The organism is Nonomuraea fastidiosa, from assembly GCF_042751225.1.
GTDB classification, from domain to species: Bacteria; Actinomycetota; Actinomycetes; order Streptosporangiales; family Streptosporangiaceae; genus Nonomuraea; species Nonomuraea fastidiosa.
In genome coordinates this window covers 7,630,168-7,648,989 of the sequence record NZ_CP170570.1, presented here as the reverse complement: position 1 = coordinate 7,648,989, position 18,822 = coordinate 7,630,168, and the positions used below count along the sequence as shown (strand labels likewise).

General features: G+C 71.2%; 19 protein-coding genes and 1 pseudogene. 13 read left to right on the top strand and 7 right to left on the bottom strand.

What is annotated here, in order from left to right:
* Positions 1 to 105 precede the first annotated feature (105 nt).
* The gene (locus ACFMQL_RS35135) at positions 106 to 1,419 is read left to right on the top strand and encodes an MATE family efflux transporter (protein ID WP_364050798.1); all 1,314 of its coding nucleotides are present in this window, start codon (positions 106 to 108) and stop codon (positions 1,417 to 1,419) included.
* 57 nt (positions 1,420 to 1,476) lie between these two features.
* Here ACFMQL_RS35135 and ACFMQL_RS35130 read toward each other — a convergent pair whose 3' ends face one another.
* Positions 1,477 to 2,109 (bottom strand): TetR/AcrR family transcriptional regulator, encoded by a 633-nt coding sequence (locus ACFMQL_RS35130; RefSeq protein ID WP_378789100.1) that lies wholly within the window; start codon positions 2,107 to 2,109, stop codon positions 1,477 to 1,479.
* Between the two features lie 57 nt (positions 2,110 to 2,166).
* Here ACFMQL_RS35130 and ACFMQL_RS35125 point away from each other — a divergent pair, with 57 nt between their 5' ends.
* Positions 2,167 to 2,784: a maleylpyruvate isomerase family mycothiol-dependent enzyme gene (locus tag ACFMQL_RS35125; protein ID WP_364050804.1), complete on the top strand. Its 618-nt coding sequence runs from the start codon at positions 2,167 to 2,169 to the stop codon at positions 2,782 to 2,784.
* A gap of 18 nt (positions 2,785 to 2,802) precedes the next feature.
* Here the strand turns inward: ACFMQL_RS35125 and ACFMQL_RS35120 are convergent, their stop codons facing one another.
* On the bottom strand, positions 2,803 to 3,249 hold the full coding sequence (locus ACFMQL_RS35120; RefSeq protein ID WP_364050807.1) for a MarR family winged helix-turn-helix transcriptional regulator: 447 nt from the start codon (positions 3,247 to 3,249) through the stop codon (positions 2,803 to 2,805).
* 93 nt (positions 3,250 to 3,342) lie between these two features.
* Here ACFMQL_RS35120 and ACFMQL_RS35115 point away from each other — a divergent pair, with 93 nt between their 5' ends.
* Positions 3,343 to 3,780, top strand: a complete 438-nt coding sequence (locus tag ACFMQL_RS35115; protein ID WP_364050810.1) for a hypothetical protein — start codon at positions 3,343 to 3,345, stop codon at positions 3,778 to 3,780.
* A 45-nt stretch (positions 3,781 to 3,825) separates the two neighbouring features.
* A complete protein-coding gene (locus ACFMQL_RS35110) occupies positions 3,826 to 4,599 on the top strand; it encodes a MerR family transcriptional regulator (protein WP_378789097.1) in 774 nt (257 codons plus the stop codon).
* A 29-nt stretch (positions 4,600 to 4,628) separates the two neighbouring features.
* On the opposite strand, the gene ACFMQL_RS35105 is transcribed toward ACFMQL_RS35110, so the two are convergent.
* Both ACFMQL_RS35105 and ACFMQL_RS35100 read right to left on the bottom strand, forming a co-directional pair.
* On the bottom strand, positions 4,629 to 5,039 hold the full coding sequence (locus ACFMQL_RS35105; protein ID WP_378790244.1) for a MarR family winged helix-turn-helix transcriptional regulator: 411 nt from the start codon (positions 5,037 to 5,039) through the stop codon (positions 4,629 to 4,631).
* A 5-nt stretch (positions 5,040 to 5,044) separates the two neighbouring features.
* Positions 5,045 to 5,425, bottom strand: a complete 381-nt coding sequence (locus tag ACFMQL_RS35100; protein WP_378789095.1) for a hypothetical protein — start codon at positions 5,423 to 5,425, stop codon at positions 5,045 to 5,047.
* 149 nt (positions 5,426 to 5,574) lie between these two features.
* Here ACFMQL_RS35100 and ACFMQL_RS35095 point away from each other — a divergent pair, with 149 nt between their 5' ends.
* The 6 genes from ACFMQL_RS35095 to ACFMQL_RS35070 all read left to right on the top strand — a co-directional run bounded on the left by ACFMQL_RS35095 (position 5,575) and on the right by ACFMQL_RS35070 (position 14,360).
* Entirely contained in the window at positions 5,575 to 6,639 is a 1,065-nt protein-coding gene (locus ACFMQL_RS35095) for a sugar ABC transporter substrate-binding protein (RefSeq protein ID WP_378789093.1), read from the top strand.
* On the top strand, positions 6,639 to 8,174 hold the full coding sequence (locus ACFMQL_RS35090; protein WP_378789091.1) for a sugar ABC transporter ATP-binding protein: 1,536 nt from the start codon (positions 6,639 to 6,641) through the stop codon (positions 8,172 to 8,174). Before ACFMQL_RS35095 ends, ACFMQL_RS35090 begins: the two co-directional genes overlap by 1 nt.
* Before the next feature lie 54 nt (positions 8,175 to 8,228).
* Positions 8,229 to 9,140 carry an ABC transporter permease gene (locus tag ACFMQL_RS35085; protein ID WP_378789089.1) on the top strand — a complete coding sequence of 304 codons (912 nt, stop codon included), beginning with the start codon at positions 8,229 to 8,231 and terminating at the stop codon, positions 9,138 to 9,140.
* A gap of 58 nt (positions 9,141 to 9,198) precedes the next feature.
* On the top strand, positions 9,199 to 11,241 hold the full coding sequence (locus ACFMQL_RS35080; protein ID WP_378789087.1) for a hydantoinase/oxoprolinase family protein: 2,043 nt from the start codon (positions 9,199 to 9,201) through the stop codon (positions 11,239 to 11,241).
* Positions 11,241 to 12,968, top strand: coding sequence for a hydantoinase B/oxoprolinase family protein (locus tag ACFMQL_RS35075; protein ID WP_364050831.1), 1,728 nt, complete (start codon positions 11,241 to 11,243; stop codon positions 12,966 to 12,968). The genes ACFMQL_RS35080 and ACFMQL_RS35075 overlap by 1 nt, the downstream gene beginning before the upstream one ends.
* Before the next feature lie 147 nt (positions 12,969 to 13,115).
* Positions 13,116 to 14,360 carry a hypothetical protein gene (locus tag ACFMQL_RS35070; protein ID WP_364050834.1) on the top strand — a complete coding sequence of 415 codons (1,245 nt, stop codon included), beginning with the start codon at positions 13,116 to 13,118 and terminating at the stop codon, positions 14,358 to 14,360.
* Positions 14,361 to 14,699: 339 nt separating this feature from the next.
* Here ACFMQL_RS35070 and ACFMQL_RS35065 read toward each other — a convergent pair whose 3' ends face one another.
* Positions 14,700 to 15,614 carry an SDR family oxidoreductase gene (locus ACFMQL_RS35065; RefSeq protein WP_364050858.1) on the bottom strand — a complete coding sequence of 305 codons (915 nt, stop codon included), beginning with the start codon at positions 15,612 to 15,614 and terminating at the stop codon, positions 14,700 to 14,702.
* Positions 15,615 to 15,734: 120 nt separating this feature from the next.
* Between ACFMQL_RS35065 and ACFMQL_RS35060 the strand changes: the two genes are divergently transcribed.
* Complete coding sequence (locus tag ACFMQL_RS35060) at positions 15,735 to 16,304, top strand: TetR family transcriptional regulator (RefSeq protein ID WP_364050861.1); 570 nt, start codon at positions 15,735 to 15,737, stop codon at positions 16,302 to 16,304.
* A gap of 154 nt (positions 16,305 to 16,458) precedes the next feature.
* Here ACFMQL_RS35060 and ACFMQL_RS35055 read toward each other — a convergent pair whose 3' ends face one another.
* On the bottom strand, positions 16,459 to 16,818 hold the full coding sequence (locus ACFMQL_RS35055) for a hypothetical protein (protein WP_378790290.1): 360 nt from the start codon (positions 16,816 to 16,818) through the stop codon (positions 16,459 to 16,461).
* Positions 16,819 to 17,026: 208 nt separating this feature from the next.
* Positions 17,027 to 17,299 (bottom strand): annotated as a pseudogene (locus tag ACFMQL_RS35050) (OmpA family protein); the annotation flags it as partial.
* Between the two features lie 28 nt (positions 17,300 to 17,327).
* Here ACFMQL_RS35050 and ACFMQL_RS35045 point away from each other — a divergent pair.
* Positions 17,328 to 17,600 carry a hypothetical protein gene (locus ACFMQL_RS35045; RefSeq protein WP_378790289.1) on the top strand — a complete coding sequence of 91 codons (273 nt, stop codon included), beginning with the start codon at positions 17,328 to 17,330 and terminating at the stop codon, positions 17,598 to 17,600.
* 721 nt (positions 17,601 to 18,321) lie between these two features.
* On the top strand, positions 18,322 to 18,786 hold the full coding sequence (locus tag ACFMQL_RS35040; RefSeq protein WP_378789085.1) for a hypothetical protein: 465 nt from the start codon (positions 18,322 to 18,324) through the stop codon (positions 18,784 to 18,786).
* The last annotated feature ends 36 nt before the right edge of the window (positions 18,787 to 18,822 follow it).

The following is an 18,822-nucleotide window of genomic DNA, read 5'->3' as shown; positions in this document are numbered from 1 at the left end:
CATTCCACGAGGAATCTCGTTATCGTCCGCGGGTCCGTCCCCGCCCGAGCCGCCGCGTCCCCGGAGGTCCGCATGGTCTCCTCGCCCGCCCACGAGAGACGGCAGGTGCGGCGAAGGATCTCCGGCCTCGCCGGTCCCCTGTTCGTGGCCGGGTCGCTGAACTTCGCCGCCCAGCTCGGCGTCATCGCCGTTCTCGGGCGCATGGGGGGAGAGGCGATCTACGTACGCTCCCTGTACCAGCCGGTCAGCCTCATCGTCCTCGCCCTGAGCGTGGGCTTCGCGGTCAGCAACCAGGTCGCCGCCGCGATCAGCAAAGGGGCCGGACGTCCCCAGGACGTCATGGCGAACGCGGCCGGCCTGGCCCGAGTGTGGCTCGGCCTTGGCGCGGCCCTGTGCCTCGTCCTCGCGGTCGCCGCGCCCGCCCTGCCCGGTCTGCTTGACGTGGACGCCGGGTTGCGGGACACGTTCGTCTCCTTCCTGCGCTGGACCAGCGCCGCGGGTCTGCTGATCGCCGGGGAGGAGCTGTGCGCGTCCAGCCTGCGCGGCTACGGGTACGTACGGCAGGCCACCGTCCTGGTCGCCTGCACGGCGGGCGTGCGGGTCGGCCTCGTGGCCGGGCTCGGGCTCGGCACCGGCATCGGGATCGCGGCGGTGCCCGTCGCCGAGGCGGCGGCCGCTGTGACCGGCCTGGCCATGGGCTGTGCGCTGCTGCGCCGCACCGAGCTGTGGCATCCGGCGGCCGTACGCGTCTGGCGGCGCGAGGTGCTCGCCGACCTGCGCCGGATCGGCGTGCCCATCGCGCTGTCCTTCCTCGTGATCTCCGCGTACAACCTCGCGGCCATCGGCGTACTCGGAGACTACGGGGAGAACGCCGTTGCCGGGTTCACGGTCGTCGCGACCATCCAGAACGTCGTGCTGCTGCCGGGCATGGCCCTGGGCACGGCCACGGCGATCATCATCAACCAGCAGCGCGGCGCGGGCGAACGGCGGCGGCTGGGTACCTCGATGCGCGGCGGCATCGAGGCCACCGTCGTGACGTACGTGGCGATCGCGGCCCTGGTGTGGTCGCTGCACGACCCGCTGGCCCGGCTGATCGGCGGTGACGCGGGGGTGGCCGTGGAGGCGGGCGCCTACCTGGGGGCCGTGGCGCTCACGTACGCCGTCCAAGGGCCCGTGCTCGCCGCGCTGACCATCATGGAGGAGACCGGCGGCGGCTTCCTGGCCATCGCGCTCAACGCGATCTACTTCGGCCTGATCGTCGCGACCGGCGCGGCGGCGGCACGCGCCACGGGCAGCGCGGACGGCTTCTACGCCGCGGTGGCGTGGTGCAACCTGATCGGCGTGACGGTGCCGCTCGTGGCCGTACGCCACGTACGGCGGCTGGCGGTGTACGGCGTGAACCGCGCTGGTTCACCATGACCACGACAGCGGAGCGGAGCGCCGGCGCGGCGCAGCGCATTTCAGCGTGCGGCGCGTTCACCTGGAGCTCGGCGGCTGAGCGGGGCCGAGGACGGCGGGGGTGACCAGGGCGCGGGCGGCGGCGGCGAAGTAGTCGGCGGAGGCGTTCTCGGCGAGGCCGAGGATGACGCCCTGGCTCAGGCCGACCAGCAGCGCGCGCAGGGCGGTGGCCAGCCGGTGCGCCTGGGCCGGGGTGAGGGCGTGCCCGTCGTGGGACCTGCCGGACAGCAGCGCGGTCAGGCGTTCCTCGTGCGCCCGTACGGAGGCGGCGAGCTTGGACCGTAGCCCGGGGTCGCGCAGCGCCAGGTCCTGGAGGCTGATCTCGAACGACAGCCGGCGCAGCGCGTCGGGGTCGTCGCACGTGCGGCGGTAGTGGCGGGCGAAGACCTCCACCGTCTCGGCCACGCCCATCTCGGGGGAGACCGCCTGCTCGATGCCGTCGTAGTGCGGGGCGAGGTAGTCCGTGACCAGGGCGATGAGCAGGTCGTTCTTGCTGCCGAAGAGCGAGTAGACGGCGCCGGTGGTCAGGCCGGCCTGCTCGGCGATCTCGTCCAGGCGGGCGCGGTGGCCGTCGCGGGCGACGATGCGGTGCGCGGCCTCCAGCAGGGCCCGGCGGTTGCGGTCCTTGGTCTCCGCCCTTGTTTTTCTCATAATCCCATTATTACCGTAATCTCGTTATCAAGACGCCTATGAGGAAGAAGCGACCACGTGGACATCACCACCGCCATCGCCGCCGAACGTACTGAGCTGGCGGAACTCCTGGACGACCTCTCACCGGCCCAGTGGGACGCGCCGACCCTGTGCACCGGCTGGCGGGTACGGGAGGTCGCGGCGCACATGTCGATGGGCTTCAGGTACTCGCTGCCGAAGATGGCCTGGGAGCTGGTCAAGGCAGGAGGCGGCGTCAACAGGATGGCCGACCGCCGCGCCCGCCTCGACGCCGCCGCCATGTCCACGGCGGAGCTGGCCGGCGCGATCCGCGACAACGCCCGCCACCCCTGGAGGCCGCCGGTCGGCGGGATCGCGGCGGCGCTGGGGCATGACGTGGTGCACGGCCTGGACATCTCCGTCGCGCTCGGGCTCGGCCGCCGCGTTCCCGAGGAGCGCGTGCGCGTCCTGTTGGAGCAGGTCAGGCCCTTCACGCTGCGCTTCTTCGGCGCGAAGCTCGACGGGGTGCGGCTGTGCGCCGACGACCTCGACTGGTCGTACGGTGACGGCGTCCCGCTGATCGGCTCGGCGCAGGACCTGCTGCTGCTCACGTACGGCAGGAAGCTGCCGCCCGGCCACCTGCGGGGGGAGGCGAGCGATCGCTACGTCGCCGCCTGAGGCGGGCGTACGCGATGGTCAGGCGTGGTGCTCGACCAGACGGGTGAGGAGGTCGGTCAGGGTCCGCCGGTCGGCGGGGGAGAGCGGGGCGAGGTATGCGTCCTGGGCGGCGGCGAGCAGCCGGTCGAGGTCGGCGAGGCGCTTCCGGCCCGCCGGGGTGATGGTGATGATGTTGCGGCGGCGGTCGTCCGGGTCGGGTGCGCGTTCGAGCAGGCCCTGGGCGGCGAGGTCGTTGACGGCGGCCACCACGTCGCTGCGGTCGATGCCGGTGCGGCGGCCGAGCGCGGCCTGGCTGGCCGGGCCGTACTCCTCCACGGTGGCGAGCAGGGCGTAGTGGTAGCGGCGCGCGCCCGCCTGGGCGAGCGCCTGGTCCACGATCCGGTTGGCGATCAGTGCCGCGCCGTTGGTCAGCCTGCTCGGCAGCGTACGCAGCCGCTCGGGCGGCGGCCCTTCGGGGGTGTTCACGGGCCGAATCTAGCAAAAACGTTGGCGCCACCCACGAATGGCGCTATCGTTGGTTAGGCCAACATTGGCTCAACCAACGAAAAGGATGCCCGTATGACCACCGACCACACCTTCAGCACCCGAGTCGTCGGACAGACCGAGAAGGCGCTCAACGCCCTCCTCGACCGGCTGCTGGCCGGGACCGGCATCACCGAACCCCAGTGGGTGACGCTCACCCTCGCGGCGACCAGCGGCGAGCCCCTCTCAGGTGACGCCCTCGCCGAGCAGGCGGCCCACTCGCTGAAGGTCGACCACGCCACGGCGCACCGCCGCATCGCCGAGCTGGCCGGCCACGGCCTGCTGCGCATCGGCCAGGACGGCACCGTCGAGGTCACCGAGCGCGGCCAGGCCCAGTGGGGTGAGGTCCGCGCCGCCATCACCCGCATCACCGGCGAGCTGTGGGGCGACCTGCCGGAGGAAGACCTGGCCACCGCCGGCCGCGTGCTCGCCACCGTCCTGTCCCGCGCGAACGCGCTGCTCGCCGCCGCTTGAGCGGGGGTTTGACCCGCACGCCGCGTCAGGCGGCACAGTGTGCGCATGACCGCACGCGAGTACACCGTCGGCGTCATCGCCGACCTGACCGGCGTCTCCGTACGCACGCTGCACCACTACGACGAGATCGGCCTGCTGACGCCGAGCGAGCGCAGCCCGGCGGGCTACCGGCTCTACTCCGACGACGACCTGCGCAGGTTGCAGCGCATCCTGTTCTACCGGGAGCTGGACTTCGGCCTCGACGCGATCGCCGCCATCCTGGCCGACCCGGCCCGCGACGACACCGACCGGCTGCGGGAGCAGCGCGCGCTGCTCGGCGAACGCATCCAGCGGCAGCAGGCCATGGTCGCCGCCATCGACAGGGAGCTCGGCGCGCGCAGGCTCGGCCTCACCCTCACCCCCCAGGAGCGGCTGGAGATCATCGGCAGCACCCGTCTGGAGGACAACGCGGCACGGGCGGAAGAGCTGTTCGGCGGCTCCGCGCAGTGGCGGCAGCGCCGGGAGCGCTCATCGGCGTACTCGGCCGCCGACTGGGCCGAGATCCGCGAGGAGCAGGCGGGCATCCACCGGCGGCTGCTGGAGGCGATGAACGCCGGCCTGCCCGCTGACGACCCCGCCGTCATGGACCTGGCCGAAGAGCACCGGCTGCACCTGCACCGGCGCTTTCACGACTGTGACCACGACGTCCACCGCGAGCTGGCCAGGGCCTACCTCGCCAACCAGCGGATCGGCCGCAACTACGACGACATGGCGCCGGGGCTGTCCCGGTACATCCACGACGCCATCATGGCCAACGCCGACCGCGCCCGTCAGGGCTGACGGCTCAGGCGTCCAGCGCGTACGAGCGGTCAGATCAGCTCCTCCATCGCCCGCTGGAAGTCGCGGCGGCGCTGCTCGCTCCAGCCCTCCGTCAGCCGTTCGAAGACCTGCTCCTGCCATTCGTGGGCCTGGTCGAGCAGGGTGTGACCGAGGGGCGTGAGCGCGGCCTCGCGCCGGCGGCCGTCCGCCTCAGACGCGCGCAGCGTGAGGTACCCGGCCGCCACCGCGCTCTTGACCAGCCGGGACGCGCCGCTCTGGTCGATGCCGATCTCGTGCGCCACCGCGTTGACCGTCGCCTCGGCCCCGCGCCGGGCCAGCGCGTGGACGGCCTCGGTGACGAGGACGAGCCGGCCGTGTTCGGACACCTTGCCGCCGCCGGTCAGGGCGGGCCTGCGCGACCAGTGCCGGACGAACGCGAACAGCACCTGCCCCGGCCCCATGGCGCTCACTCGGTGGCCGCCATCTCGCGGCAGATGTACGCCAGCTCCAGCGCCTGCCGCAGATCCGGCAGCCGGAGAGCGGCCGTCACCTTGCCCCCGGCCACCCGGAAGACCGTCGCCACGCGTACCGGCTCCTGGCTCTGCGGCCAGGTGGCGTCCTGCTCCACGACCATGAGGCGCTCGCTGACCGGATGCCACGAGCGCGGCCGCAGCCTGATCCCGGAGCGCTCCACCCACTGCGCGAACTGCTCGGGCGTGATCGGTCCCGCGCCCTTCGGCCCCAGGACGACGACCGGATCGCCGACCGCCCGCGCCGAGCGCTCCAGGTCGCCGTCGTTCACGCTCGCGTGCCACTCGTTGACGGCCGCCTCCAGTGCCGACTTCATACCGAAATTCTATGCAAAACGCATATATCTCGGGAAGCGGCGGCGTCTATCGAATGACATTGCACCGTTGACCCACGAGTTGCAGTGTGACATGGTACTGATTCAAGACAGGTCGCTACCTGCGGAAACATACGCACCATGAAATAGAGGTGCCTGTGAAACCACTGTCCAACCCCCAACGCAGACTGGTGATCGCGGCCTCCGCGCTTGTCAGCCTGACCCTCGCGGGCTGCAACTCCGACGTCTCCCAGGTCTACTCCTCCGCAAGCGCCGCCCCCAGCGGCAAATCGGGCCAGGTGCGCATCGCCCTGCTCGCCTCCTCCAGCCAGAACGGCTTCAACAAGGCCGTGTACGACGGCGCCGTGGCCAAGGCCAAAGAGTACGGCGACGTCGAGGTGACGATCTTCGACGGCAAGTTCGACAGCCAGACCCAGTTCAACCAGGTGCAGAACGTCGCAAGCCAGGGCACCTACGACGGCATCGTGCTGGTGCCCAACGACAACGTCGGCATCGCGGCCGCCATCCCGGCGGCGGCCCAGGCCAAGATCCCCGTGGTGACCACGCTCTTCCCCGTCGGCCCGAACCTGACGGAGTTGAAGCCGCAGGTCGAGGGCATCGTCTCCACTGTGGCGGCCAACACGGAGGAGAACTCCAAGAAACTCGCGGAAGGCGTCGTCGAGTACTGCGAGGACAAGGACCCGTGCCGGGTCGCGATCCTCATCGGCCAGCTTCAGTTCCCGTTCGACAACCTGCGCAACAAGGCGTACCGGTCGGTGCTCGACGGGCATCCCAACATCAAGGTCGTCGCCACCGGCCAGGGCAACTACGACCGCGACACCTCGCTGAAGGCCATGCAGAACATCCTGCAGGCCAACCCCAAGCTCGACGTAGTGCTGTCCAACGCCGACCAGCAGACCATCGGCGCCCAGGTCGCGCTGGAGAGCGCCGGATACGACCTGAGCAAGATGTACGTGACGGGCGGCGGCGGCAACCAGGAGGCCATCAAGCAGGTACGCGCAGGCACATGGGCCGCCGACCAGGTGGACTTCCCCAACAGCATGGGCAGGGCCGCGCTGGAGCAGGTGGTCAACGCGGTGCGCGGCAAGCCGGTCACCCCGGTGATCGACGCCAACACGCTGGGCCCCGTACCGGTGATCGTCACCAAGGAGATCCTGGACGAGCACCCCGACTTCGCCGGCGAGTGGGCCGATTGATGGGCGGACCGGCACCGGCGGTGGCCGCCACCGTACGCGAGCTGTCCGTCCGCTTCGGCTCCACGCAGGCGCTCGACTCGGTGTCGCTGTCCCTCTTCGAGGGCGAGGTGCACGGCCTGGTCGGCGAGAACGGCGCGGGCAAGTCCACGCTCGGCAAGGTCATCGGCGGGCTCTACCAGCCGGACTCGGGCGAGCTCGAGGTGTTCGGCCGGGCGGTGCAGCGCTGGGACACCAGGCGGGCGCAGGACGCCGGCGTCGTGATCATCGCGCAGGAGCTGTGCCTGGTCCCGGCGCTGACCGTGGCGGAGAACGTGTTCCTCGGCCGGGAGCACCGCACGTTCGGCGTCCTGCACCGGGACCTGGACGCCCGCTACCGGGAGCTGGAGAAGCTCTGCGGTTTCGGGCTGCCCGCCGACGCGCCGGTCCAGAGCCTGCCGATCGCCGACCAGCAGAAGGTCGAGATCATGCGGGCCCTGGCCCGGGACGCGCGGATCATCGTCATGGACGAGCCCACGTCGTCGCTCACCGCCGACGAGAGCGAGCGGCTGCACGAGATCATGCGCTGGCTGCGCGAGCGCGGCACCACCGTCGTCTACGTCACCCACTTCCTCGACGACGTGCTCGCCAACTGCGACCGCGTCACGGTCATGCGGGACGGCCGGGTGATCAGGACGGCGCCCGCCGCGCAGGAGACCAAGGCCGGCCTGGTCGAGGCCATGCTCGGCGAGCCCGCCGACATGCTGCTGCCCGAACGCCCGCCCGCGCCGCCCCCCGACACGCCGCCGGTGGCCGAGATGCGCGACGTGCACGCGGGCGCGGTCAGCGGCGTGTCGCTGCGGGTGCGCCCCGGCGAGATCGTCGGGCTGGCCGGGCTGGTCGGCAGCGGCCGTACGGAGATCGCCCGCGCGCTGTTCGGCTGCGACCGCATCGGCTCCGGTGAGGTGCTGTTCCGCGGGGAGCCGGTCACGGACGCCTCGCCGCGCGCGTCGATCGCCCGCGGCATGGCCATGATCCCCGAGGACCGCCGCGCCCAGGGCCTGGTGCTGCTCCGCCCGGTCCTGGAGAACGTGACGCTGCCGCACCTGCGCCGCTTCACCCGCGCGGGCGTGCTGTCGCGCGGCGGCGAGCGGGCGGCGGTGCGCGAGCTGATCGAGCGTCTCGGCGTACGCCCGGCCGCGCTCGACGGCGACATCGCGGTCTACTCCGGCGGCAATCAGCAGAAGGTGCTGTTCGCCAAGTGGCTGCTCGGCCGCCCCGAGCTGCTGATACTCGACGAGCCCACCAGAGGCGTGGACGTCGGCGCCAAGTCCCGCATCTACCAGCTCATCGTGGAGATCGCCACGGCCGGCACCGGCATCCTGCTCATCTCCTCCGAGCTGGAGGAGGTCGCCGGGCTCAGCCACCGGGTCCACCTCGTACGCGGCGGCTCGATCGTCGGCGAGGTCCCCGGCCCCGGCACGTCCGTCGACGAGATCCTGCAGCGCCTCTTCGAGGTGGAGCAGCCCGCAGAAACTTCCAGGGAGGGAAGGCCATGACCGCCACCGCACCGGCGCGCGCGGGAACCACCGGCGTCAACGTGCCAGGCCCTGGTGCGCCACTACGCCGTCCTCATCATGCTCGTGGCGCTCTTCGTGGTGCTGAGCGTGTCGACGTCGTCGTTCCTCACCCTCACGAACCTGCTGAACATCCTCAACCAGAACGCCCCGCTGGCGATCATCGCGGTGGCCGGGACGCTGGTCGTCATCTGCGGCGGCTTCGACCTGTCCACCGGGGCGATCTTCAGCGTCGCCAACGTGGTGGCCGCCTGGGTCGCGGTGCACCTGGGCAGCCCGGTGCTCGGCCTGCTCGCCGCGCCGCTCGCCGGGGCCGCGCTCGGCCTGGTGAACGGGGTGGCGATCACCCGGCTGCGCATCCACTCGTTCCTGGCGACGCTGGCCTCCAGCCTCGTGTACGGCGGGCTGGCCGTGCTGATCACCGGCGGTTTCCTCATCAGCGTCCCGGCCGGCGGGTTCACCGCGCTCGGGCGGGGCGGCATCGGCCCGGTCTACTACGCGATCGTCATCCTCGCGGTCTTCGCCCTGCTGTCGGGGTTCCTGCTGAACCGCACCGCGTTCGGCAGGTACGTGCTGTCCGTCGGCGGCAACGCCGAGGCCGCCGAGCTGTCCGGCATCCGGGTGAACCGGATCAGGCTGTACACGTTCCTCTACAGCGGCCTGGCCGCCGGCATCGCGGCCACCATCGGGGTGTCGCGGATCGGCACCGGGCAGCCGCAGGCGGGCGACGGCCTGCAACTGCTGGCGATCGCGGCGGTCATCCTCGGCGGCACCAGCATCTACGGCGGCGTCGGCGCGATCTGGCGCTCGGTCTGCGGCGTGTACCTGCTGGCGCTGATCGACAACGGCTTCGACATCCTCAACGCCAACCCGTTCTTCAAGGACCTGACGACCGGCGTGGTCATCCTGGCCGCCGTCGCGCTGAGCGTGGCGAGCAGACGACGATGACCGGCCCGCCGACCCCATCGCTCGCGGCCACGCACGAACTACCCAGAAAGGCGGAACGATGAGCAGGCTTGCGATCGACGTCGGTGGCACGTTCACCGACGTGGTGGAGCTGAACCCGGAGACGGGCGCGCTCAGCTTCGGCAAGGTCCCCACCACGCCGGACGCGCCGGCGCGCGGTGTCATGAACGCCTTCGCGCTGGCCGAGTCCGGCACGCCGGCCATCACGATGTTCACGCACGGCACCACGCTCGGCCTCAACGCGCTGCTCACCAGGACGGGAGCGCGCACCGCGGTCATCGCGACGAAGGGCTTCCGTGACGTCTACCTGCTCGGGCGTACCGACCGCAGGACCAACTACGACATCACCTACCGCAAGCCGCCCGCGCTGCTGGAGCGCTACGACACCTTCGAGGTGCGCGAGCGGTGCCTGTTCGACGGGAGCGTGCACACGCCGTTCGACGAGGAGGACGCCCGCCGGGTGGCCACCGTCATCGCCGAGCGCGGCTATGGCTCCGTCGCGGTGGCGTTCCTGCACTCGTACGCCAACCCCGAGCACGAGCTGCGCATGCGGGAGGTGCTCGCCGAGGTCGCGCCCGGCGTCGCGGTCACGCTGTCGCACGAGCTGTCCAGGGAGTACCGCGAGTACGAGCGGACCAGCACCGCCGTGCTGGACGCCTACGTCAAGCCGATCGTCCACCGCTACCTGCGCGAGCTGGAGGGCGAGCTGGCGGGCGACGGCTTCCGGGGCCGGTTCCTCATGACCCGCTCCGGCGGCGGCGCGATGACCGCGCAGGCGGCCCGCGAGCAGCCGGTCAGCCTCATCCTGTCCGGCCCCGCCGGCGGCGTCATCGGCGCGGCGGCGCTGTCGCGGCTGCTGGACCAGCCCAACCTCATCACCATCGACATGGGCGGCACCAGCCTCGACGCCTCGCTCATCCTCGACCACGAGCCGGTCCTCTACCAGGGCGCGGAGTTCGAGGGACTGCCCATCAACACGCCGTCGCTCTACATCCACACCATCGGCGCGGGCGGCGGCTCCATCGCCTGGCTGGACGAGGCCGACGCGCTGCAGGTCGGCCCGCAGAGCGCGGGCGCGGCGCCGGGCCCCGCCTCGTACGGCAAGGGCGGCACCGCCCCCACCTTCACCGACGCCGCGCTGGTGCTCGGCCACCTCGGCGCCGACAGCCCGCTCGGCGGCACGCTCACCCTCGACCGCGACCTGGCCGACAAGGCGCTGCAGCCCATCGCCGCCCGGCTCGGCCTGTCCACCGAGGCGCTGGCGCGCGGCATCGTGCAGATCTCCACCATGAAGATCATGGGCGCGGTCCGCGCGATCACCGTGGAGCTGGGGCGCGACCCGAAGGACTTCGCGCTGCTGTCGTTCGGCGGGGGAGGGGGCCTGGTGGCCATCGAGGTGGCCAGGGAGCTGGGCATCTCGACCGTGATCGTGCCGCCGGGCCAGGGCGCGTTCTCCGCGTTCGGCATGCTGCTCGCGGACGTGCAGCACGACTACGCCCGCACCCTCGTCACCCCGCTGGCCTCCCTCGACGCGCCCGCCGCCGACGCCGTCTACCGGGAGATGGAGGCGGCGGCGGCCGAGCAGCTCGAAGCGGAGGGCTTCGGCCCCGACCGGCGCGTGCTGACGCGTACGCTCGACGTCCGCTACCAGGGGCAGGAGCACTCGGTCACGGTCTCCTGTCCCGACGACCCCGAGACGTTCGGCGCGGCCGTCGCGTCCGCCTTCGCCGAGCTGCACGAGCGGCAGTACGGCCACACGATGGACGACCCCGTCGAGGTCACCACGCTGCGGCTGCGCGCCACCGGCACCGTCGACAAACCCGAGCTGCCCACCATGCCCGAACGCGCATCGGGCGAGCCGCGACCGGCCGGCACCCGCCGGGTCTACCTGTCGGAGGACGAGCCGGCCGCCGAATACCGCGTCTACATCCGCGAGGACCTGCTGGCGGGCGACCTCATCACCGGGCCCGCGGTGATCACCGAGCACACGGCCACGTCCGTCATCCACGCCGGCGACAGTCTGCGCGTCGGCCGCTACGGCGAGCTGGTCATTTCCGTGAACGACAGGACCGGGAGGCAGTAGTGAGCACCACCACCACGACGGACTCCATCACCACGGAGATCATCCGGCACGGCCTGCTCGCCGCCGCCGACGAGATGGCACGCAACCTGTGCCGCACCGCGTACAACACGGTCGTCTACGAGATCCACGACTACGGCATCGGCATCCACGACGCCCACGGCGACGTGGTGGCCGACGCGCCCGGCATCGCGGTGTTCACCCGGGGCAACGACCACGGCATCAAGCGGGCGATCGAGTTCCTGGGCCGCGACGCGCTGGAGCCCGGCGACGTGTTCATCCTGAACTATCCGTACTGGGCCTCCGCGCACACCCTCGACCCGCTGGTCTTCGCGCCCATCCACCACGACGGCGAGCTGATCGGGTTCGCCTCCTGCCGGATCCACGTGCTCGACCTGAAGCAGAAGGACCCCGGCTACGTCCTGGACTCCACCGACATGTACCAGGAGGGCCTGTTCTTCCCCTGCTCCCGGCTCTACCGGCGCGGGGTGCAGAACGACGACGTGTTCAACATCATCCGCTTCAACAGCCGGATGCCCGAGCGGACCATCGGCGACATCCAGGCGCAGGTGTCGGCGTGCGTGACCGGCGTGCGCAGGACCCAGCAGATCGCCGCCAAGTACGGCGCGGGGGTGCTGACCGCCGCCATGGACGCCATCAACGACCACGGCGAACGGCTGGCCAGGCTGGCCCTGGCCAAGCTGCCCAAGGGCACCTGGACGGCGCACGACTTCGTGGACAGCGACGGCATCGACACCGACCGCCTGATCAAGCTGAACGTCACCGTCACCATCAGCGACGACGAGATGGTCATCGACTGGACCGGCAGCGAGCGCGACGTCAAAGGCCCGATCAACCTGCCGCTCGGCCAGACGGAGGCGTTCTGCAGCCTCATCTTCAAGGCGCTCACCACGCCGGACACCCCCGTCGTCGCCGGCAACTTCCGCCCGCTGCGGGTGGTCACCGAGCCCGGCTCGGTGATGCACGCGGTGCCGCCCATGCCGACGTTCACGCTGTGGACCGGGCTGCTCGGCGGCGAGGTCGTGCTCAAGGCGCTGGCCCAGGGCATGCCGGACCGCGTGCCCGCCTGCTCGGGCGGCGACGTGTGCTCGATGATGGGACTCGGCGTCAACCCGCGCACCGGCGAGGCGTGGCTGGAGGCGACCAACGAGGCCGTCGGCTTCGGCGGCCACGCGGGCGGCGACGGCGAGGACGGCATCATGCACCTGTCGGAGCCCGGCTGCCGCAACAACCCGGTGGAGGTGCTGGAGACCAAGTCACCGATGTTCATCGAGTGGTACGGCTACCGCCCCGACAGCGGCGGCCCAGGCCGGCACCGGGGCGGCGTCGGCGTCGGCCGCACCTACCGTTTCACCGCGCCCTCCACCGGCATCTGCCTGGTCTACAAGACCAAGACCCGGCCGTGGGCCATCGGCGGCGGCAGGCCAGGCGAGAGCAACCACGTCATACTCAACCCGGGCACCGACCGCGAGGTGGTGCAGGGCGGCAGCTACAACCGGCTGGAGGCGGGCGAGGTGCTCGTCAACAACACCGGCGGCGGAGGCGGCTACGGCGACCCGTTCGAACGCGAGCCCGCGCGGGTGGCGGCGGACGTCCGCAACGGGTTCGTCAGCGTGGAGGCGGCGGCCCGCGACTACGGCGTCTCGGTGGACCCGGTCACGTTCGAGGTGGACGAGGAGGCCACCGCCCGGCTGCGCGCCTCCCGCTGAATGTGCCTCGGGCACACCAGGGGCGCGGCGAAAGTGTGGCGGGCGGCGCTGGAACGGCCGCTCGGATCCGGTGACGATAACGGGCGATCTCCGGGGTTGCCGGCACGCCGCCGTGGCGGTCGCCGGATCCCTGTGACAGGAGGCCCGATGCGTTATCTGTGGACGGTCGCGGTGCTGCTCGCCGCGCTGCTGGTGCCGGCCACCGCCCATGCCGCGACCCCGTCGTACCTCACCTTGGAGGCCACGTACACCGGCGTCGCCAACGGCTGGGCCAAGGTCGAGCGGTACCTCGACACCACCCCCGGCTTCACCCAGGAGGACTACCCGCCGGACGGCCGCGGCGACCAGGACGGTCAGCGCCTGACCTTCTTCGGCGGCGTCAAGCGGCCCTTCTCCGGCCGGTTCCTGCTCTACTACGCGCCCGGCTGGAACACCAACCCCAAGACCACCCCGGTCCTGCTGGTGCACGGCGCCAACGACAACCCCGACCGGGCCTGGGCGAATCCCGGCGAATCCGGCGGGTTCGGCTGCGGCGCGCTCACCTGCCCGCGTACGGGGCTGATGCAGCACCTGGTCGACGCCGGTCACCGGGTGTTCGCGATCGGGTTCGCCCACAAGGAGGGCGACAACCTCATGCAGGCCCAGCAGGTCGGCGACGCGATCGCGATCATCAAGGACCGGCTCGGCGTCTCGTCCGTGGACCTGGTGGGGTGGAGCAAGGGCATGATGTCGACCCGCATGTACGTCTCGTCGGTCAAGCCGAGCTGGGGCCGCTCGTACGCGGGCGACGTGCGCAAGCTCATCACGATCGGCGGGCCGAACGCCGGCTACGACTACCCGTTCGCGCACGGCTGGGCGCACGACCTGTCGATCTGGCCCGAATGCGGCGGCCGGATCAACTCGCCGTCGCCGCACACCCACATGACCTGCTACGGCGTCTACGCCTACCATCCGGAGTTCTCGTTCGTGCCGACCGGCGGGCACGACGCCTACCCGGGGCAGCGGCAGATGCTGGCCCGCTTCGACGGCACGTACGGGATCGACCAGACCCAGCAGGACTGGTACACCACCTACTACGGCGGCCAGGGCTTCTACACGGCCGGTCCCGGCATCCAGGCCGCGATCGACGCCGGGTCGCTGATCTCGCGGATCCGGCAGGCCGGGGTGCCGTCGTCGGTGAAGACGTATCTGCTGGCCGGCGGATCGCCGACCGTCGTGGGCATCTACAACGAGAACCGCGGGCCCAGCGACGGCGTGGTGTTCGTCAGCAGCGCGCTGTCCACGACGGGCATCGGCACCGTGTCAGGCACCGCGCTCATCGCCACCGCCAACCACCTCACGCTCGGCTGGCACTCCCAGGTCAAGTCGCAGGTGGCGAGCTGGCTCGCCTGACACCGTTGCGGGGTGGCGGTCCTTGTTGTTGGAGGGGGCCGCCTCCCCAGGTCCTGGGAGGTGGCGGCACCGTCTCGTTGCCGACGTCGTACACCGTGATCGTGGCGGGGTCGTCTCCGGGCTCCCCGGCCACGGGCGTGATCAGGCCGTAGGCGAGCATCGGTGCTTCGTCCATGGCAGGTCCGACGCGGACGGGCGTGAGGGCCGGGGCCGGCGCGATGACTTCCAGCATGCCTCCCCGGCAGGCGGGTCGTGGGCGCGGCGGGTCAGCGCCTGGGCACGGGGGTCGCCGCCGGGCGGGCCGAGGAGGCGGCAGTCGTCCTGACGCCCGGAGAACCGCTAGGCCGCCGGGCCTGCGGCCAGGTAGTCGCCGTGCTCGATGTCGTCGAGCAGCGTGGGGTGCTCGGGCGACCAGCCGAGGAGTTCGCGCGTGTACGCGCTTGAGGCGGGCCCGTCGAAGGCGTACACCCGGGCCAGGAACGGGTTGGCGTAGTGCGTGGCGGCCTCCTCCGGGGTCAGAGAGACCGTGGGCACGCCGAGGCGGCGGCCGATGAGCTCGGCGATGCTCTTGAAGACGACGGCGCTCTCGCCCACGCCGTGCAGCACGCTGCCCGCCGGGGCCTTCTCCAGCGCCAGGCGGAACAGGACGGCCGCGTCCTGCCGGTGCACGGCGGGCCACCGGTTGGAGCCGTCCCCCACGTACGCCGAGACGCCCTTCTCGCGCGCGGTGGCGATCAGCATGGGGATGAAGCCGTGGTCCTGCGGGCCGTGGACGGTCGGGGCCAGGCGCACCACCATGGCGCGCACTCCGCGACCGGCGAAGGCCAGGGCGGCGTCCTCGCTGGGGACGCGGTAGGCGGCCAGGCCGTTCCTGTCGGGCTCGTCCTTCTCGGTGCTCTCGCGGCCCTCGGGCATGACCGCCGTGCCCGAGGTGATGACGAACGGCTTGCCCGTGCCCTCGAGCGGCCGGCCGAGCGCCTCGATCGCGGCGAGGTCGGCGCGCTTCATGCGGTCGGGGTCGGCGAAGTCGATGACGTACGCCATGTGCAGCACGCCGTCGGCGGCCTCCGCGCCCCTGCGCAGGCTGTCGAGGTCCTCCATGGAGCCGCGCAGCGGAGTGGCGCCCAGCGACTCCAGCTTGGCGGCGGCGGCGTCCGAGCGCGCGAGGCCGGTGACCGTGTGACCGGCCCTGATGAGCTCGGCGACGACGGTGGGGCCGGTCTGGCCGGTACCGCCGGTGACGAAGACATGCATGGAACTCTCCCACTTAAAGTCAGTGACTGGCGTAAAGAAATGCCAGTCACTGACCTTAAGTAGTGTCAGTCACTGGCGTCAAGAAGCGCCAGTGACTGACATTCAGCTATTCTGCGGACCGTGCCACGAAGCGGAGCAGAAGCGCGCCGCCGCCTGCAACAGGCGGCTCTGGAGCTGTACCGGGAGCGCGGGTTCGACCAGACCACCACGGCCGAGATCGCCGCGCGGGCAGGCGTCAACGAGCGCACGTTCTTCCGGCACTTCCCCGACAAGCGCGAGGTGCTCTTCAGCGGGGAGGCCGAGCTGCGCGCGGCGCTTGAGCAGGCGGTGGCCGAGGCGCCCGACGGCCTGCCCGTGCTCGACCTGCTGCTCCACGCGTTCCGCGAGGTCAAGCACCTCCCCGAGAGCAACCGGCCGTTCGCGGAGCCGCGCCTTGAGGTCATCGCGGCGACGCCCGCGCTGCGCGAGCGGGAGCTGGCCAAGGCCGCGGCCATCACCGAGGCGGTGGCGCAGGCGCTGCGCAAGCGCGGCGTGGCCGAACGGCAGGCCATGCTGGCCGCCCAGGCCGGGTGGGCCGCCTTCCACGAGGCGATCGCGGCCTGGATCGCCGACTCGTCGCAGAGCCTGGACGATCACCTTCTCCAGGCGTTCGACGACCTGCGCGCCCTGACCGGCCACTCCGGCCGGTGAATCACAGCACCACGCGCAGATGACCGCAACCGTCGTGCCGCCGCGGAGGCTTCTTCTCAGCGGCGACCTGCTGGCCGCCGTACTGCGCTGATCAGTTCTCGGGTGTGGCGCGGCGGAGTGCGGCCTCGCGGGAGCGGAGAAGTCGCCGTGAGGGTCACTCGATCGGTACGTCGGGCACGGAGCCGAGGCCCTCGACCTCCAGCGTGATCGACGTGACCGAGTCGGCGGGCGCGGGGTAGTAGACGTAGCTCCTGTTGACCTCGCCCTTGTCGAGACCCGCGACGAAGTTCTCCACGAACTCCTTGTCCATCTTCAGCGGCAGGTACCGCGCCTTGGTGGCCGGGTCGACGAGGGTGAACCTGGCGTAGTCGGCGTTCATGGAGAACGGGTTCGAGCCGTTGGAGAACGGCGCGGGGACCGCGACGTACTGCCGGTCGCCCTCCGAGACGACGTCGAAGGTCGCCAGCAGGTAGGCGCCGTCGCGGCGGAACGGATGCACATCGATGCGCAGCACGTCCTGGTGGAGCCGCCGCCGGAGTGACCCCACGACCGGCTGGGGGTCGGCAAGGAAGGGGGCCGGTTCCCTGACGGACCCGCGCACCTTGCCCGCCGGCGGGCTCGACGTGCCAGGCCGTGCCCGGGCTCTCCTGCTTGAGCTGGTACGAGATCTCGACGCGGCGGTTGCGGGCCCGGCCCTCGGGGTTGTCGCTGCCGTCCGGCTTGGTGTTCTCGGCGATCGGCTCGCTCTCGCCCTTGCCGGTGGCCTCGTACCGGTACTCGCCGCCCAGCTTGCCGGCGAGATAGCGGCGCACCGCCTCGGCCCGCCGCACCGACAGCTTCTGGTTGTAGGCGTCCTCGCCCTTGCTGTCGGTGTGCCCCTCGATGACGATCGGCGGCTTGGCCGGGTCGGCGCGTTCGCGGGTCTCCTCGACCACCTCGTCGAGCACGGCGGTGGCCTTGGGCGACAGATCGGCCTTGTCGAAGGAGAACAGCACGTCCGTGCGGAGCCCGATCGTCTCTTCGGTGCCTTCTCGCTGCGTCGTCTTCTGCGGGGTCTCGATCAGCTCGTTCACGTCCGAGACCGCCGACCAGATCTCGCCCGACGGCGGCACCACCTGCCACTGGACCGTCGCGCCGGGCGAGGGCGACGCTTCCGGCTCGCGCTCGCGCGCGACGGGCGGCTCGGCGCCGTCGGTGACCGGGATGCCGGTGAACGGCGCGAACGCCAGGTCGGGCACGACCGAGACCTGCCGGACCTCGGCGGGCAGCGGCGGGAAGTACACCTCGACGGGGTAGCGGACGCCCGGCTGGAAGTACTCGGGCAGGCGGTTCAGATCCTTCAGGCTGTGGCGGGTGCCGAACGCCCGGCTCGTGCCGTTGTCCTCCCGCAGCGTGAAGTACACCTTCTTGCCGACCGGGTCGAACAGCCGGAACCTGCCGAACGTCACCGTCTGTAAGGGGAGCCCGTCGTATCCGAAGTCGCCGGAGGAGATCTTGTCCTCCAGGTTGGTGATCTCCATCTTGAGCGCGGTCAGGTCGCGGTGCCGTTCCACCGCCTTCACCTCGATGCGGAACTTGTCCGCGCCGTGGAATCCGACCAGCCCTTCCCGTACGTACGGCCCGCCCGATGCGCTGGGAGACGGCGAGGCCGGGGGAGAGGAGGCGCCGGCCCGGGGCGGAGCGGGCGTCGGAGGAGGGCTGCTCGGGGTTCTGGGGTCGGCACCGCAGCCGCACAGCGACAGGACCGCGAGGACCACGGCCGTCTTCCTGAGGACATGCATCGGCATCAAATCCCACAAGTCGGTCAGGTGTGATCGCTGGCATAGCTTAGGGATCACAAGCGACGCCGGTGACCTGTTCGTGCGGTTTCCAGAGCCGGGTGGCGACGCCGGCCATGACAGGTGAGCGGGCTGTCACTCCCACGGCTACATCACAGAGAGTGAGCGCATGATTACTTAGAGTACGCATAGGCGGCGTGCGGCAAACGCCGCCCCTTCCTACGAAAGGAAGCACCCGCATGGCCCGTACCCTCACCCGACGCTCGCGTTACGCGGCGCTGGCCGGGGCGATCCTCGGCTCGACGCTGCTGACCGTGCCCACCGCCCCACCGGCGAACGCCGTCACGGTCACGGTCCGAGTCGCCTACATCAAGGACGACCCCTTCGGGGTCAACCAGTACGACGTCCGGTTCAACGGGGCCGTCCGCTCCGACGGCCCCAACGCGTACATCATCGAGGGCGAGCTCGACGCCTACTGTCACCATGGCACCCTCACCGGCCAGTCCGTGCGGCTCGACTACGGCGCCACCCGCCGTAGCTGGCAGGACGTCAGGTACTGGTGCACTGACACGCCGGTCCCCATCCGTGTGCGCGGTTCCCGCGACTACGGCGACACCATCGACATCAAGGTCGGCGCCACCAGCGGCAGCTTCAACACCTACCAATTCGGCGAGACCCAGCGGTTCAACGTCGGAGTCGACTGATTCCGCAGCTCCAGGAGGCGGGCCGCGCCCGGACGA

Bases quoted from the DNA above. Each gene is read 5' to 3' on its own strand.
- ACFMQL_RS35130 (WP_378789100.1), bottom strand. From the start codon at position 2,109: ATGAGAAAAACAAGGGCGGAGACCAAGGACCGCAACCGCCGGGCCCTG.
- ACFMQL_RS35115 (WP_364050810.1), top strand. From the start codon at position 3,343: ATGACCACCGACCACACCTTCAGCACCCGAGTCGTCGGACAGACCGAG.
- ACFMQL_RS35110 (WP_378789097.1), top strand. From the start codon at position 3,826: ATGACCGCACGCGAGTACACCGTCGGCGTCATCGCCGACCTGACCGGC.
- ACFMQL_RS35105 (WP_378790244.1), bottom strand. From the start codon at position 5,039: ATGGGGCCGGGGCAGGTGCTGTTCGCGTTCGTCCGGCACTGGTCGCGC.
- ACFMQL_RS35100 (WP_378789095.1), bottom strand. From the start codon at position 5,425: ATGAAGTCGGCACTGGAGGCGGCCGTCAACGAGTGGCACGCGAGCGTG.
- ACFMQL_RS35090 (WP_378789091.1), top strand. From the start codon at position 6,639: ATGGGCGGACCGGCACCGGCGGTGGCCGCCACCGTACGCGAGCTGTCC.
- ACFMQL_RS35080 (WP_378789087.1), top strand. From the start codon at position 9,199: ATGAGCAGGCTTGCGATCGACGTCGGTGGCACGTTCACCGACGTGGTG.
- ACFMQL_RS35070 (WP_364050834.1), top strand. From the start codon at position 13,116: ATGCGTTATCTGTGGACGGTCGCGGTGCTGCTCGCCGCGCTGCTGGTG.
- ACFMQL_RS35065 (WP_364050858.1), bottom strand. From the start codon at position 15,614: ATGCATGTCTTCGTCACCGGCGGTACCGGCCAGACCGGCCCCACCGTC.
- ACFMQL_RS35040 (WP_378789085.1), top strand. From the start codon at position 18,322: ATGGCCCGTACCCTCACCCGACGCTCGCGTTACGCGGCGCTGGCCGGG.